At 63.1% G+C, this 15,422-nt stretch carries 17 protein-coding genes; 13 read left to right on the top strand and 4 right to left on the bottom strand.

All coding sequences use genetic code 11. The features are described from left to right. Positions 1–44: 44 nt before the first annotated feature. The 6 genes from TX80_RS11795 (at position 45) to TX80_RS11770 (ending at position 6,289) form a co-directional block, all read left to right on the top strand. A complete protein-coding gene (locus TX80_RS11795; RefSeq protein ID WP_049923339.1) occupies positions 45–1,493 on the top strand; it encodes an aldehyde dehydrogenase family protein in 1,449 nt (482 codons plus the stop codon). 268 nt (positions 1,494–1,761) lie between these two features. After that, positions 1,762–3,273, top strand: coding sequence for a phosphoenolpyruvate carboxykinase (ATP) (locus tag TX80_RS11790; protein WP_049923338.1), 1,512 nt, complete (start codon positions 1,762–1,764; stop codon positions 3,271–3,273). A gap of 378 nt (positions 3,274–3,651) precedes the next feature. Next, positions 3,652–4,974 (top strand): hypothetical protein, encoded by a 1,323-nt coding sequence (locus TX80_RS19000; RefSeq protein ID WP_049923337.1) that lies wholly within the window; start codon positions 3,652–3,654, stop codon positions 4,972–4,974. 153 nt (positions 4,975–5,127) lie between these two features. After that, positions 5,128–5,313, top strand: coding sequence for an HEWD family protein (locus TX80_RS11780; protein ID WP_049923336.1), 186 nt, complete (start codon positions 5,128–5,130; stop codon positions 5,311–5,313). 67 nt (positions 5,314–5,380) lie between these two features. Next, entirely contained in the window at positions 5,381–5,689 is a 309-nt protein-coding gene (cutA, locus tag TX80_RS11775) for a divalent-cation tolerance protein CutA (RefSeq protein WP_049923335.1), read from the top strand. Positions 5,690–5,800: 111 nt separating this feature from the next. After that, entirely contained in the window at positions 5,801–6,289 is a 489-nt protein-coding gene (locus TX80_RS11770) for a 50S ribosomal protein L11 (protein WP_049923334.1), read from the top strand. Positions 6,290–6,518: 229 nt separating this feature from the next. On the opposite strand, the gene TX80_RS11765 is transcribed toward TX80_RS11770, so the two are convergent. After that, positions 6,519–7,124 carry a hypothetical protein gene (locus tag TX80_RS11765; protein ID WP_081661636.1) on the bottom strand — a complete coding sequence of 202 codons (606 nt, stop codon included), beginning with the start codon at positions 7,122–7,124 and terminating at the stop codon, positions 6,519–6,521. 289 nt (positions 7,125–7,413) lie between these two features. Here TX80_RS11765 and TX80_RS11760 point away from each other — a divergent pair, with 289 nt between their 5' ends. The 4 genes from TX80_RS11760 to TX80_RS11745 all read left to right on the top strand — a co-directional run bounded on the left by TX80_RS11760 (position 7,414) and on the right by TX80_RS11745 (position 10,886). Continuing rightward, positions 7,414–8,046 (top strand): 50S ribosomal protein L1, encoded by a 633-nt coding sequence (locus tag TX80_RS11760; RefSeq protein ID WP_049923332.1) that lies wholly within the window; start codon positions 7,414–7,416, stop codon positions 8,044–8,046. 1 nt (position 8,047) lies between these two features. After that, entirely contained in the window at positions 8,048–9,088 is a 1,041-nt protein-coding gene (locus tag TX80_RS11755) for a 50S ribosomal protein L10 (RefSeq protein WP_049923331.1), read from the top strand. Positions 9,089–9,110: 22 nt separating this feature from the next. Further along, positions 9,111–9,455: a 50S ribosomal protein P1 gene (gene rpl12p / locus TX80_RS11750; protein WP_049923330.1), complete on the top strand. Its 345-nt coding sequence runs from the start codon at positions 9,111–9,113 to the stop codon at positions 9,453–9,455. Positions 9,456–9,644: 189 nt separating this feature from the next. After that, positions 9,645–10,886 (top strand): tripartite tricarboxylate transporter permease, encoded by a 1,242-nt coding sequence (locus tag TX80_RS11745; protein WP_049923329.1) that lies wholly within the window; start codon positions 9,645–9,647, stop codon positions 10,884–10,886. 8 nt (positions 10,887–10,894) lie between these two features. Here TX80_RS11745 and TX80_RS11740 read toward each other — a convergent pair whose 3' ends face one another. Then, complete coding sequence (locus TX80_RS11740) at positions 10,895–11,740, bottom strand: BtpA/SgcQ family protein (RefSeq protein ID WP_049923328.1); 846 nt, start codon at positions 11,738–11,740, stop codon at positions 10,895–10,897. A 122-nt stretch (positions 11,741–11,862) separates the two neighbouring features. On the opposite strand from TX80_RS11740, the gene TX80_RS11735 reads away from it, so the two are divergent. Beyond that, positions 11,863–12,948, top strand: coding sequence for an NADH:flavin oxidoreductase/NADH oxidase (locus TX80_RS11735; protein ID WP_049923327.1), 1,086 nt, complete (start codon positions 11,863–11,865; stop codon positions 12,946–12,948). Between the two features lie 12 nt (positions 12,949–12,960). Here the strand turns inward: TX80_RS11735 and TX80_RS11730 are convergent, their stop codons facing one another. Together TX80_RS11730 and TX80_RS19435 are read right to left on the bottom strand one after the other, a co-directional pair. After that, on the bottom strand, positions 12,961–13,524 hold the full coding sequence (locus TX80_RS11730) for a thioredoxin family protein (protein ID WP_049923326.1): 564 nt from the start codon (positions 13,522–13,524) through the stop codon (positions 12,961–12,963). Positions 13,525–13,665: 141 nt separating this feature from the next. Then, positions 13,666–14,211 carry a hypothetical protein gene (locus tag TX80_RS19435; RefSeq protein ID WP_195893069.1) on the bottom strand — a complete coding sequence of 182 codons (546 nt, stop codon included), beginning with the start codon at positions 14,209–14,211 and terminating at the stop codon, positions 13,666–13,668. A gap of 276 nt (positions 14,212–14,487) precedes the next feature. Here TX80_RS19435 and TX80_RS11720 point away from each other — a divergent pair, with 276 nt between their 5' ends. Continuing rightward, complete coding sequence (locus TX80_RS11720; RefSeq protein WP_049924061.1) at positions 14,488–14,718, top strand: winged helix-turn-helix domain-containing protein; 231 nt, start codon at positions 14,488–14,490, stop codon at positions 14,716–14,718. A 78-nt stretch (positions 14,719–14,796) separates the two neighbouring features. Then, positions 14,797–15,411 (top strand): hypothetical protein, encoded by a 615-nt coding sequence (locus tag TX80_RS11715; protein ID WP_049923324.1) that lies wholly within the window; start codon positions 14,797–14,799, stop codon positions 15,409–15,411. The last annotated feature ends 11 nt before the right edge of the window (positions 15,412–15,422 follow it).

The raw sequence follows: 15,422 nt of genomic DNA, 5'->3' as shown, positions 1-15,422 counted from the left end.
GCGGTGTATCGAACCCATCGACGCGGTGCCGCTGCGAGGAACCTATGTCAATTACGGAGAAGGATCGCTACCAGCTATTCATCGGTGGCGAACACGTCGAGGCATCGACCGACGAGTATTTCACGACGACCGATCCCGCGACCGGCGACTCCATCGCCCGTGTCGCGACGGCAACGCCCGCGGACGTAGACCGTGCAGTCGAGGCGGCCCGCGAGGCGAGTGCGATGTGGCAGGAGAAGACGCCGGCCGAACGCGGTCGGATCGTTCATCGGGTCGCTGAGAAAATTCGGGACAACGCTGACGACCTGGCACACCTCGAGAGTCGCGATCAGGGAAAGCCCGTCACACAGGCCCGAACCGACGTCGAGGGCGCGGCGCGGTTCTTCGAGTACTACGCGGGCGCAGCGGACAAACTCGAGGGGAAAAGCATTCCGCTCGGACAGGACAAACTCGACGTCACCGTTCGGGAGCCATACGGCGTAAGCGGGCAGGTCGTCCCGTGGAACTTCCCGTTTAATCTCACCGCTCGCGGCGTCGCACCCGCGCTGGTCGCCGGCAACACGGTCGTCGTCAAACCCGCACCGACGACGCCACTTTCCGCGTTGCATCTGGCGGAACTCTGTCGAGAGGCCGGCGTTCCCGATGGCGTCGTAAACGTCGTTCCCGGCGGTTCGGAACCCGGTGCTGCGCTCACCGCACACGACGGCGTCGACCAGCTCACCTTTACCGGGAGCGTCCCGACCGGACAGGCCGTAATGGAGTCGGCGGCGGAGACGATCACCCCCGTGACGCTCGAACTCGGCGGGAAGAACTCCGCGATCGTGATGCCCGACGCCGATCTCGACGAAGCGGTGTTCTGGACCGCGATCGGGATCTTCACGAACGCCGGCCAGATCTGTTCGGCGGCCGATCGGGCCCTCGTCCACGAGTCGATCTACGACGAGTTCCTCGAGCGGATCGTCGAGCGGGCCGAGTCGTACACGCTCGGTCCCGGAACGGATGACCCGGATATGGGTCCGCTCAACCACGCCGAACACTTCGAGAAGGTCGTCGACTACATCGACATCGGCGTCACCGAAGGGGCGACCCTCGAGACCGGCGGGGAACCCCCCGAGCGGGAGGGACAGTTCGTTCCGCCGACGGTCTTCTCGGACGTCGAACCGGAGATGCGAATCGCGCAGGAGGAAATCTTCGGTCCGGTACTCACGGTGATCCCGTTTTCCGACCGTGAGGAAGCGATTACGATCGCCAACGACGTCGACTACGGGTTGACCGGCGGCGTCTTCTCCCAAGACGTCAAACAGGCGCTCGCGATGGCCCGCGAGGTCGACGCCGGAAGCGTCTACGTCAACGAGTGGTTCGGCGGGTCGACCGAGACGCCGTTCGGCGGAACGAAAAAAAGCGGCATCGGGCGCGAGAAGGGACTCGAGGCGCTCGATTCGTATCTACAGACGAAAAACATCTCGGTGAACCTCGACGAGCGAGACGGCTGAACGGCCACCGGACTCACTCCCCGGCCACAGCCACCGTTCGATCCGGATAAACCGATCGTGCATGAATCGACATTAGAATTAATTCTGACTCGAGTACTAATCCATAATTGTCTATTCTAATACCATTTTTCAGAGAATTCGGAGACGGACACGCAGCGCTTCAGACAGCCACGAGCTGCCATACGTCAGCCATTCGTTGGACAGGTCGTGACACACTCCGGTCAAAATCCTCCACGTTTATACATCAGGGTGGTGGTGGTTAACTCGTATGTCCGAAACCGGGACGGAGTCCCGCCCGTTGGTCCGACGGCTCCCCGATCCAACGACCGCGTCGAACGTTCGGAACAATCCCCCGCTCCGGGAACTGCGTGACCTTGCTGCCCACGAGGAGACGACGACCGAGTTCGGCTCCCCGTCGTACGTCAGCGACTACCGTTCGCGGAGCGCCGATCGGACGAAAAACACCGTCGACGACGAGTTCACCGATCGCGATCACGCCCTCGTCGACGACGCCATCGGTCTGACCGGCGACCGCGAGATGATCTGTGTCGATCGGCTGATGGGGCGACATCCGGACGCAACGTTCTGCTGTCGCCTCTATGTCCCCGTCGAACACGCCCGAATCGCTATGGCGTGGGCGAACCTGTTCGAACCGGCCGACGGCCGCGATCCCGACCTCTATACCGTCCAGCTCCCCGACTACGACGAAACCGCCATCCGCGTGCTCCCCGAGGACGGCTTTACTGCGGTGCTCGGCAGCGACTACACCGGCGAGGCGAAAAAATCGTTCCTGCGACTGTTCATGTACCGCATCAAACAGCAGGGCGGTCTCGGGCTGCACGCCGGCAGCAAACGCGTCCGCGTCCGCGACGACGACGGCTCCCTGCGCACCGTCGGACAGGTGTTCATGGGCCTGTCCGCGACCGGCAAATCGACGCTGACCTCCCACGGCTGCTGGCTCGAGGAGCCCGAAGACGCCACGATGTTACAGGACGACGTCTGTGGCCTCCTCCCGGACGGCTCCGTCGCCGGAAGCGAGGGCAAGGGACTGTTCATCAAGACGATCGGTCTCGATGGGGACGAACAGCCCGAACTCTACGAGGCGGCAACCCACGAATCGGCGATTCTCGAGAACGTCGCCGTCGACGAGGACGGGACGGTCCATTTCGACGAGGACCGCTACACCTCGAACTCGCGGGCGATCGTCCAGCGCGAGCAACTCGAGAGCGCCGCCGACGAGATCGACCTCGACCGGATCGATCAGGTCTTTTTCATCACCCGAAACCCCCTGATGCCCCCGGTCGCGAAACTCGAGGACGAGCAGGCCGCTGTCGCGTTCATGCTCGGCGAGTCGATCCAGACGAGCGCAGGCGATCCGTCCCGGGCCGGGGAATCGATCCGGGTCGTCGGTACGAACCCGTTTATCATCGGTTCCGAAGGCCAAGAAGGGAACACCTTCCACGAACTCATTAGTCTCCTCGACGTGGACTGTTACGTACTCAACACGGGATATCTCGGCGACAAATCCACGGATATCGGCGTTACCGAGTCCGTCACGATCCTCACGGAGGCCGCCCGTGGAACGATCGAGTGGACCGACGACGACCGGACCGGGTTGACGATCCCCGACTCCGTGCCCGGCCTCGATGTCGACGAGTACTACGTTCCCGACCACGTCGATGACTACGACGAGGCACTCGAGGACCTCCGGACGGAACGACGCGAATATCTCGAGCAGTTCGACGACCTCCGCGAGGAGATCAAAGACGCCGTCTACTGATCCGGACGGTCACGAAACCCTGCCAGTCCGCTCGTTCGATCGTTTCCAACGAACGGTTGGAGACCGATCCCGAACGACTGGCCGAGTAACGGGGAGTTGGAACCGACGTCCATCGATACTTCTCGGCAGGGACGCCGCTGGCATCGCGTTGAAAGCCGTGATTCTCCTCCGCCGTTCGAACCGTCTCATAGAGTCGATGATACGAGAGCGAGAACACGTGCTCTCTCGCTCCGTTTCGCATCATTGATAGCATTCCGAATTATCCGTAACTAGCTGTTTCTACGGGACTCGAGGGTGTTTCACGGCGGAATAGAAAATTGATCACTGTAATGGCAGTAGTGGTTTAAGAATCAAGACAGGTGTTGTTCCGGTCGAGGCATGAGCGTACGCAACATACTGATCGTCGCCGTCGTCGTACTGATGTTGGGTTCCGGTGGAGCAATGGCGGTTTCGGCGACCCCGGCCGCAACGAGCACCACCCAAGAGGAGGGCGATGATCCCACGGATGGTGAACTACACATCACTATCGACCGGGCAACGCTCGTCGTTACCGGCCATCACGATGATGCGGACGAGGAACTCGATGAGGATGGGACGGACGACGACGTCATCGAAGAGGAAGACGTGTTCGAAGAGGACGGTTTCGGAACGGAAGATGACGTCTTCGAGGAAGAGGACGGCATCATCGAAGAAGAAGACGAGTTTGGAGAGGGAGACGATGTCTTCGAGGAAGAGGGCGACAGCATCGAAGAAGAAGACGAGTTTGGAGAGGGAGACGACGTCTTCGAGGAAGAGGACGACATCATCGAAGAAGAAGACGAGTTTGGAGAGGGAGACGACGTCTTCGAGGAAGAGAACGGGTTCGAAGAAGACACCGACGACGAGGATCGAATCGGCGAGACAACGATTTTCGTCGTCACCGAAGACGAATCGGGAGCAGAACCCGCCGGAGCCGATTCGGATCGGGAACTCACGCTTCAGGAGGCAACCGTTTTCGTGATGCTCGAGGATAGCGCTGATTCAGTCGCCGAAGACGACGAGCTCGAGGACGATGAATCCGACACGACTGAGGACGCAGTCGTTCAGGAAGTCCCACTCGAGATTACCATCGATCAGGCGAATTTCGTCGACTCCGACGGACTCGAAGCGGACGCACCAGTTGACGACGAGTCGGTCGAACCGGACGACGAACTCGAGGATGACGAACTCGAGGATGACGAACTCGACGACGGACTCGAGGACGACGAACTCGAGGATGATGTTGCTATCGATCAGGCGACCATCGTCGTGTTACGTGGCGGGGACGAATTCGAGGACGACGAGTTCGATGACGATGAACTCGAGGGGGAGCCACTTGACGGCGATCGGATACAGATCGGTATCGATCAGGCGACGATTCACGTCGTGAGTGACGAGGAGCCTGTCGAGGAAGACGAAGTCGACGAAAACGTTACCGAACCGCCGGTCGAAGAGGAGCCGATTGACGGAGAACCGGCCGAGGAAGAGCCGGTCGACGAGGAGCCCGTCGAGGACGATGACCTCAGCGTGACGCTCGAGCGGGTGTCCGTCTTCGTCATCAGCGCCGATGGGCCGATGGCGGAGGAACCAGTTGACGACGGGCCGGTCGAAACCGACGACCCAGTCAACGAAACTGACGAAACGGCGACCGTCGACGCGACGGCGTCGGTCACTGGAGCCTGAGCCCCACAGACGCCGATTCCCGGTTTCCGTTTTCGAGAGCGGGCCACCGAACGAGAGTCCGTGATCATCCGCAGCGGGTCATGCGATCTCGGCCACGGATAGCGATCGCCCCACACGAATACTGTTATATGCGTTCAGTACACACAGCCACCAATGAGCGCACAGGTACGGAAACCAACCGCAAGAGTATGTGAAACGTGTGGCCGAGCCGAACAGTGGGACGACGAGCTCGAAGCCTGGCAAATCGCCCGGGAGAACGGCGAAAAGCAGGCCGGGAACCCACATTGCATCCACGAGTGGGACATCAACGGCACGTTCAACCCGATCGGCGAACAGTAACGCGACCGCTTCTCCGACCCCACGGCGAGTACGGAGTCTTTTTGCCGTCTCGAGCGTAGCCGCGACCATGCCCACAGTCTACATTACGGCACCGCCGGCCGACGCCGACAGGATCGCCGAAACGCTCGTCGAAGAGCAGCTTGCAGCCTGTGTCAACCGACTTGCCGCGACATCGACCTATCGCTGGGACGGTGAGATCCACCACGACGACGAGGAAATCCTGCTCGCAAAGACGACGGACGAGGCTTACGACGCCCTCGTCGCTCGAGTCGAGACGATCCATCCGTACGACGTCCCCTGCATCGAGCGATTCGACGAGCAACACGTTCTCGAGTCGTTTGCGGACTGGCGCACCGACAGCGTCGAGGCCGAGTGAGACCGGTCGAAACCCCTCGTAGCGGCCGTTCCCGAGGGTGCGTCAGATCGTCACAGGCGAAGACTGCACGAAAAAGCAACCCTTAAAACTCGCGCACGGGTTTTCACGGGTATGGCTGGAACCATCGAAGTGCTCGTTCCGGGTGGGCAGGCCAATCCTGGCCCGCCGCTCGGTCCCGAGCTCGGACCGACGCCCGTCGACGTACAGGCGGTCGTACAGGAGATCAACGACCAGACGGAAGCGTTCGACGGCACCGAAGTCCCCGTTACCGTCGAGTACGAGGAGGACGGCTCCTTCGAAATCGACGTCGGTGTCCCACCGACGGCGGAACTGATCAAAGACGAGGCCGGCTTCGAGACCGGCAGCGGCGAACCGCAGGAGGACTTCGTCGCGGACCTTTCGGTCGAACAGGTCAAACAGATCGCCGAGCAGAAACATCCCGACCTGCTCGCCTACGACCTGCGAAACGCCGCGAAGGAAGTCGTCGGCACCTGCGCCTCGATGGGTGTGACCATCGAAGGCGAGGACGCTCGCGAGTTCAAGGAAAAGGTCGACGGCGGCGAGTACGACGACGTACTGGTCGACGGGGCCGAAGCGTAACCGCGTCGACGCGAATCGGAGTTCGGCCGCCGCCGGTCACGATCGTTTTTTGAACGCGTGTGACCAGCCACGAGGGATTCGTCCGCACGAGGTTGGACGCCGATCCCTGCGGTCGCAGTTCTGGGAAGAGACGGCTGTGGACCCGAGAACACGGATCGACTGGGACGGCTACGTGATGACGTTCTAATCGGCACTAAAGACGTTGCCGCGTCAATATGCCGGCCGGGAGCTAAATCTTGTTCGCAGGTGGAACGGTGCGTTCGTCCGGGCTGGACGAACTCCCGGCGTTGAACAGTACTCGAGCGCCGGCACCGACGCCGAGCGACGCTGCGAGGGCGGTGACGGCGACGGTAGCCGGTAACGAGAACGCGGCCAAACCGCCGACGAGACTCCCGACGAGGATGCCAACCGCGAGTTGGTTCTGTCCGAGTCGCGCCCCGATCGTTTGCCCGATCGCAACGAACCCGAGAGCGGTCGCCGTCGGTAACACCGTCGAGCCGAGGATGACTAACGGAACGCCGAAGAACGTTCCGAGACTGGTGCCGACGATCAGATAACCGGTACTCGCGAGGCCGCCGAGGACGAGTACTGCCGGGAGCCCGATACAGAACGAGATGACCGGGCTTCGACGTGATTTGGCCACGATACGTGGACCGTACCCCTGAATCATCCCGAGGACGACCAGTGCGACGACCAGCGTTCCAGCAAACTGTAGCCCCACCCTGATGATGGGATCGAACGACTGGTAGGCATCGAGGCCGCCGCCGTACACGAGATACTCGAGGGACTCCCGCCCTGCCGGATCACTCGATGTATATAAACCCTCTGGCCACATATCCATTTGTTTCACTATCATGTATCATATTACTTTCGGTCAGCTGATGAACCAGTGATACAGCGCCGTTACGTCGGCTTATTGACGGAACAACGGCCCCGGCCACATCGTGTTAAAATATAGATAATAGTGTATTCGGGCCATTATCGGGTGAAATAAATGTTGTGCGAACCCGGTCCTATCCCAGTTCGACGGGTTTAAGTTCCGCATAGCATTTCCTTCAACAGAGACAGGCATCGCCTGTTTCACTGACCCGTAGGAGCATTCCTGCGTACTACGGAGGTGAACGATGGCAGATTCGGATATTGAAACCGCAGTGGCTCGCGCACTCGAGGAATCGCCCGATCGGAACTTTACCGAAACGGTGGACCTCGCGATCAACCTGCGCGACCTTGACCTGAACGAACCGTCGAACCGCGTTGACGAGTCCGTCGTCCTCCCGTCCGGAACCGGGCAGGAGACGCGAATCGTCGTCATCGCCGAAGGGGAAACCGCAGTCCGTGCCGAGGAGGTCGCGGACGAGGTCCTCTCGGAGGACGACGTGGCCGATCTGGACGACGACGAGGCCAAAGACATGGCAGACGAGACGGACTTCTTCATCGCCGAAGAGGCGATGATGCAAGACATCGCCCGGCACCTGGGTACCATTCTCGGTCCCCGGGGGAAGATGCCGGATCCGCTCTCGCCCGACGACGACGTCGTCGAGACCGTCAACCGGCTCAAAAACACCGTGCAGCTTCGCTCGGGTGACCGCCGGACGTTCCACACGCTCGTCGGTGCCGAGGATATGGATGCCGAAGATATCGCCGACAACATCGACGTCATCCTGCGTCGCCTGCACGCCGACCTCGAGAAGGGGCCCCAGAACATCGACGCCGTCTACGTGAAGACGACGATGGGGCCGTCCGTGGAGGTGGCCTAACATGAGCGCACAGGCTGAACGCAAAACCGAGAACCTTCCCCAGTGGAAGAAAGAGGAAGTCGACGAACTCGAGGAGCTCATCGAGAGCTACGAGAGCGTCGGTATCGTCGGCATCGCCGGCATCCCGAGCAAACAGCTCCAGGATATGCGCCGTGACCTACACGGCACCGCGGAGTTGCGCGTCAGCCGCAACACCTTGCAGGTCCGTGCACTGGAGGCTGCTGGACTCGGCGATCTCGTCGACCACATCGAAGGGCAGGTCGGAATTATTGGCACGAACGACAATCCGTTCACGCTGTACAAAGAGCTCGAGGCGTCGAAGACGCCCGCCCCGATCAACGAGGGCGAGGTCGCCCCGAACGACATCGTCATTCCCGAAGGCGACACCGGTGTCGATCCGGGACCGTTCGTGGGCGAACTTCAGAGCATCGGCGCCAACGCGCGCATCGAGGACGGTTCGATTCAGGTCATGGAGGACTCGACGGTCCTCGAGGCCGGCGGGGAAGTCTCTGCGGACCTGGCGAACGTCCTCAACGAACTCGGGATCGAACCCAAGGAGGTCGGACTCGACCTTCGTGCCGTCGTCGCCGACGGCGTACTCTTCGACCCCGAGGACCTCGACATCGACGTCGACGCCTACCGGAGCGACGTCTCGACGGCTGCCGCCCGCGCTCGGAACCTCTCGGTCAACGCGAGTTTCCCGACCGCGACGACGGCACCGACGCTTATCGCCAAGGCCACGGGCGAGGCCAAGAGCCTCGGCCTGCAGGCCGCGATCGAGGACGAAGACCTGATGCCCGACCTCGTCAGCAAGGCCGACGCACAGTTGCGTGCGCTCGCGGCCCAGATCGACGACGAGGAAGCCCTGCCTGAGGAACTGCAGGACGTCGAGGCGCCCGCCGAACCGGCGGCCCCCGACGAGGACGAGGGTGAAGACGAATCGGCAGACGACCAGGCTGACGCCGAGGCCGAAGACGACGACACCGACGAAGACGACGAAGACGGTGACGGTGCCGCTGGGCTCGGCGAAATGTTCGGCTAACTAATCAACGGAGGATCCAAACATGGAATACGTATACGCTGCACTCATCCTGAACGAAACGGGCGAAGAGATCAACGAAGACAACCTCACCGACGTGCTCGACGCTGCCGGCGTCGACGTCGAAGAGTCCCGCGTGAAGGCGCTCGTCGCCGCACTCGAGGACGTCGACATCGACGAGGCAGTCTCCGAGGCTGCTGCGGTCCCTGCCGGCGGAGCCGCCGCAGGCGGTGCCGCGGCCGCCGAAGCCGGCGGCGAAGAGGAGGAAGCCGAGGAGACCAGCGACGTCCCGGACACGACGGACGAGGACGAAGACGACGACGAAGACGAAGAGGCCAGCGGCGAAGGCCTCGGCGAGCTCTTCGGCTAAGCCGGACCAGTCGCTTCGACGACGAGTCGTCAATCCCGATTTTTTGCGAACGCTCGACACGGACGGTGAGTGACGACGCTGGCTGCGTGTATTGTACTCACCGGCCTGAGCCGATCGACTGCCGGACACACACCGTCGATCACGTACCCGACCGAGAACTTATCTATCAGGCCGCGGCCAGACCGTCCGATGGCCGCCGTTCCAGCCGGACTGGTCACCGATCCATCGCTGACGCTACAGGTACTCGTGTGGGTTCTCGCGGGGGCCTTCCTCGGTAGCTGCAGCGGTCTCGTCCCGGGACTTCACGCGAACAACTTCGCGCTCTTGCTCGCGGGGATCGCCCCGTCGGTCCCCGGCCCGCCGCTTTTGGTTGGCTGTGCGATGCTTTCGGCAGGCGTCGTCCATACGTTTCTCAACGCCGTCCCGGCGATGGCCCTCGGCGTCCCCGATGCCGAAACGGCCGCGACCGCGCTACCGGGTCACCGAATGGTCCTCGAGGGACGAGGGCCTGAAGCGATCCGGCTGTCGGCACTCGGAAGCCTGCTTGCGGTCCTCGGGGCGGTGCCGCTCGCCGTTCCGATCACGCGGGGTGTGACGGCCGCGTATCCGATCGTTCGGAGACACCTGTCGCTCGTGCTGGCGATGGTGGTCGTCGCGCTGCTTGCCGCCGAACGCACGTGGAACGCTCGGATCGGGGGGCTGTGTTCGTTCGTCCTCGCCGCCGGACTGGGAGCAGTCGCACTCGATCTCTCCACGGATGCACCCCTCGAAGCCGGCGGAACGCTGGCACCGCTTTTCGCCGGCCTGTTCGGGGCACCGATGTTGCTCGACGCGATCCGCGGGAGCGGACTCCCACCACAGCACGAAGACGCGATCGCGGTGTCCGGTCCGCTCGTGGGGACGACGGCACTCGCCGGCGCGCTCGCGGGCGCGGCCGTCGGCTACATGCCGGGGATTACGGCCGCGATCGCCGCCGTCGCCGTCCTTGCGTTCGTTCCCGGTCGGTCCGGGGATCGGGGGTACATCGTCGCGACGAGCGGCGTCGATACGGCCAATACCGTGTTCGCCCTGTTCGCGCTCGTCGCGATCGGACAGCCACGCACCGGCGTCCTCGTCGCCTTCGACCGCGTGAACGCACCCCTCGAGTTGCCGGTCCTGCTCGTGGGGGTCGTCCTCGCCGGGCTGTTCGGGTTCGTTCTCGTCATCATCGTCGGCGACGCGTACCTCGAGTTGGTGGGTCGGCTTCCGTACTGGAAGGTCTCGACCGCGGTACTCGTGGTATTGGTCGGCCTGTCGTACCTGTTCGGCGGGGCCGTCGGGGTCGTAGTCTTCGGCGTTGCGACCGCGATCGGACTGGTACCGCTTCGACTCCGGTGTCGGCGCGTGCATCTGATGGGCGTGTTGATCGGCCCGTTACTGCTCGGCCTCTGAACAGTCGCTTATTCGGCGTTCGGCCGGCTCTCTCGAGCCGCCGCGACGATCGATTCGACGCGATCCTGCGAGACGGGGGCGGTCGTCTCACCGCCCTCCTTGAGCGCCGTCCCGACGATGACGCCGTCCGCGCCCGCCTCGAGACAGTCGCCGACGGTGTCGCTCGTGACGCCGCTGCCGACGAACACCGGGACGTGCTCGTACTCGCCGGAGAGGGCATCGGCGACGCGCTCGATATTCGAGAGCGGCGTAGTGACCCCGGTCCCGGCTCCGGAGACGACGACGCCGTCTGCCTTGCCGCGGTCGACCGTCTCGATGGCGGTCCGTTCGATGTCCCGGTCACCGACCGGCGTCGCGTGTTTGACGTGCACGTCCGCGAGGATCGCGACGTCGGCGTCGATCCGGTCGCGGCGGCGCAGCGTCTCGTGGGCCCGGCCCTCGAGCACCCCCTGATCCGTCGCGGCGGTCCCGACGTGGACGTTGACCCGAACGAACGCCGCGCCGGCGGCGGCAGCGATCGACAGCGCCGCGTCGGCGTCGTTCCTGAGGACGTTGACGCCGACGGGGACGTCGACGGCGTTTCCAAGCGCCGTCGCCAGCGCCGTCATGTCGGCGACGACGTGGTTCGGGACGGTCTCGGGATAGAACGGGGCATCGCCGAAGTTCTCGACGATGAGACCGTCGATCCCGCCGTCCTCGAGGCGGTGGGCGTCCTCGAGCATCCGAGTCCGGATCGCGTCACGGTCGCCGTCCGAGGCCGGTGCGCCCGGTAATGCCGGCAGGTGAATCATGCCGAGGACCGGTCGATCCGCGTCGAACGCGTCGAGAAGAACGGGTCGTCGTGAACTGGCCATGGTGGTGATCGCGTCTCGACCGTCAAAGGGTTGCTCCTCTCACGGTTTCGGATCGACGGCACCTGCCGGCAAGTCCCTCCCCGTTCACGGGGATTTAGCCGGCCTGCGACCAAGAGCCGGCGATGGCTGAGCTGTTTACGTCGCTGTCGCTTCGTGATTGTGAGATTCCGAACCGAGTCGCCGTCTCGCCGATGTGTCAGTACTCCTGCGATCGTGATGGACTCGCAACCGAATGGCACCGCGTCCACCTCGGAAGTCGCGCCGTCGGGGGTGCCGGAATCGTCATGACGGAGGCAACGGCCGTCAGCCCCCGCGGGCGAATCACGCCCTACGACCTCGGGATCTGGAGCGACGACCACGCGGCCGCGCTCGAGCCGATCGCCGAGTTCGTTCGGGAGCAAGGCACGGTACCGGGGATCCAGCTCGCCCACGCGGGTCACAAAGCGAGCAAGACTCGCCCGTGGGAGGGCAACGTCCCGATCGATGCCGACGAGGAGAACGGATGGGAAGTGCTCTCGCCCTCGCCGGAGGCATACCCGCCGTTCGACGGCGATCGGCCGACGATGCGAAAGGCGACCCCGGACGATATTCAGGGCGTGATCGACGCCTACCGCGCGGCCGCCGAACGGGCGCTCGCGGCCGGTTTCGAGATCGCGGAAGTGCACGCGGCCCACGGCTATCTGCTCCACGAGTTCCTCTCGCCCGTCACGAACCGGCGCGAAGACGACTACGGCGGGAGCTTCGAGAACCGCTCGCGACTCGTACGGGAGGTCACCGCGGCCGTCCGCGACGTCTGGCCCGACGACCAACCCGTCTTCGTTCGTCTCTCCGGAACGGACTGGCTGGACGATCGCGAGTCGTGGACGATCGAGGAGTCGGCCCGCCTCGCCGCCGACCTCTCGGATCTGGGCGGAGACCTGATCGACGTCAGTTCGGGCGGACTCCACCCGGCACAGGAACTGTCCGCGGGGCCGAACTTCCAGGTCCCGCTCGCCGAAGAGCTGCGGGAACGGACGGACGTCGCCGTCGGCGCGGTCGGCGGGATCACCGAACCCGAACAGGCCGACGCCATCGTGCGCAACGACCGCGCGGATCTCGTCCTCGTCGGCCGGGAGTTCCTCCGGGATCCCTACTTCGGCCTCCGATCGAGCGACGCCCTCGACGGCACCCGGGAGTGGCCGATCCAGTACCGTCACGCCGTTCGCTGAGCTGCGATCGGTTCAGTCTTCGCGCCACTTGATTGAACAACCCCGGGAGGGCTGCCACTCGAGGTCGACCGATTCGTCCGCGAGCACGGACTCGATGGCTTCCCGGACGTGGAACCGGGTCGGGTCGTCCTCGGGATTCAGGGCGTCGTCGAGCCGGCCGTGGTAAGCGAGCCGGAACGTATCGTTTTCACGACGGAAGAGGAACGGGTCCGGCGTACAGACCGCGCCGTAGGCCTCGGCGACGGTCTGGGTTTCGTCGCGGAGGTACGCGTCGTACCGGATCGTCCCGTCGTCGACGTACTCGCGCATCTTCTCGAACGAGTCCTCGGGGTACTCCTCGGCGTCGTTGGGGTTGATCCCGACGACCGCGAGTTCGTCGTACTCGGCGGCCAGTTCGTTCAGCAGATCGAACTTCGCCTCCGCGTACGGGCAGTGGTTGCAGGTGAACACGAGCAACAGGGCCTCGGCGTCGGAAAACGACTCGAGCGTATAGGGCTCGCCGTCGACGCCGTCGAGTTCGAAGTCGGGCGCGGGGTCGCCGGCCTCGAGTTCGGAATCGGACTCTCGTAGGACCATGCCGAACGGTTCCGGTCGTTCGTTCTTAACAGTTGTTGGAAACTATTCGAGCGCCGCTAGCCCTGCACGAACGATTCGGTCTTCGAACGTCGTCATCGATAATCAGACGACACACTCTTTGTAAACGTCCAGGTGCCGACTTCAATTACGGATGCGGGAATACACGTCCCCGTCGCGGACAGCTTCAGCATAGCGTTCGAGCATCCGAGCGGCGGCTTCACGGTTTCGCTCGCCATGTTCGACCTGCAAGAGGCCCGCTTCGAGGCCCATGCGGAGTACCGCGAGGTCCCTATCGGACAGAACCTCTTCATCGCTATTGCCAACGATTTCCGTGTTGCTCTCGTCGTCTTCACCGAGCCGTTGGTGATTTTGCTCGTAGACCTCGGTTTGCTGCTCGGCAGTAAGCTCTCCCCACGTTGCGCCCGTGTCCCACGGATTCCAGCCGAACAGAGATGTTATCTCATCAAGGCACTTCTCAACCGCTGTAAGATAGTAACGAGCAGTCTCGATGTCGCCTTGCTCGGGGACTTCTCCCTCTTCGAGTGCAGCGGCGATATGGGACGTGTTTTCCACAAGGGCAGCAACGTCACTCCGGTCAGACCTGGGAGGAAAACGGAGTTCCTGTGCGAGTTGATCGCGAGCGAGTTCCGCAGCCACATCACGATCAAGACTATCATCTCCGGGCATCAGAACCCCTCCACGAACTCACGTTTGGTTGTCGATACGACCGTCGTTTCGGGACTTTCATGACCCGGTATCGCGTTAGATGACATGGGTTTCCGGCACGGGAACCCGGCTCGAGTGTACCAGCACTCGGGCATTTCCTCCGACGGTCACGCCCCATGGAGCCGGGATTCCAATCCATAATGAGAACTCCGATTGGTAAATCCCTTTCGGAATTCTCAGAACGGAGGACGTGGGTATCCGTTAGGACTATTCAGTATGGGGGTCAACGACCGATCGATGCCAGAGCGCGACGAGGGGACGGGTCGGTACACCGGAACGTATTCGGACGACGACTTCGTGGAAGCGATCGAAAACGAAGGTGAGCCGGTCGGAACCGGAGAGATCGCGAAGGCGGTCGGGTGCGCCCACGATACCGCGTACAAACGCCTTCAAGCGCTCGAAACGAAGGGAATCATCACCTCGCGGAAGGTCGGAAATACGCTCGTCTGGTCGATCAGTGACGACTGACGGGACGACGGCTCCGGACGCGACTCGGCGAGCGGGTGACGACTTACATATTTGTACCCGCCGCATCATCGATGGAGTATGAAGACGCTCGAGGTTACCGACGAACAGTACGCGTTCATCCAGCACCTCCGGGAAGAGATCGCCGCGGACGTCGTCGGAAAGTACGGTTTCGTCCGCGAACAGGACGCCGTCCAGTTCCTGATCGACAACCTCGACGAGGAACTCGAGATCGATCACGACGTCGCGTCCTCCGCCACCGACGACGTCGCCGCGTCCGTCGACGCCGCCATCGAGGGGACCGCCGATCCGAACGAACTCGAGGCGATCAGCTACGACGAGACCGCCGAAACCGGCGAGACGGCCGGCGCGGTCGAGTCGGACGACGAGTCCAGCGATCCGGAACCCGACGCGGCCGACGGGGACGGCGACGATGCGAGTGACGGCGCGACCGAGACGGACGCGGAGTCGGCGGAGACCGACGACGACCCCGATGCGGCGGACGATACGAGCGGCGAGGCCGACGACGACGATATGTTAGACGAGATGATGAGCCTGCTCGAGACCCACGACGACAAGTGGGAGGAGTCGGCCTCCTCGGATTATCGATACACCGTTACCCTTCCCGACGGTTCGACCGAGGACGTCCAGACGAAAGACGACGTGCGGGCGCTGCTGTTCAAGAACTACCGGTAGTCGTCGTCGGA

It is taken from the genome of Halopiger djelfimassiliensis (assembly GCF_000455365.1).
Classification (GTDB): domain Archaea; phylum Halobacteriota; class Halobacteria; order Halobacteriales; family Natrialbaceae; genus Halopiger_B; species Halopiger_B djelfimassiliensis.
The sequence above is the reverse complement of the archived record's forward strand: the minus strand, read 5'-3'. Positions and strand labels throughout refer to the sequence as shown.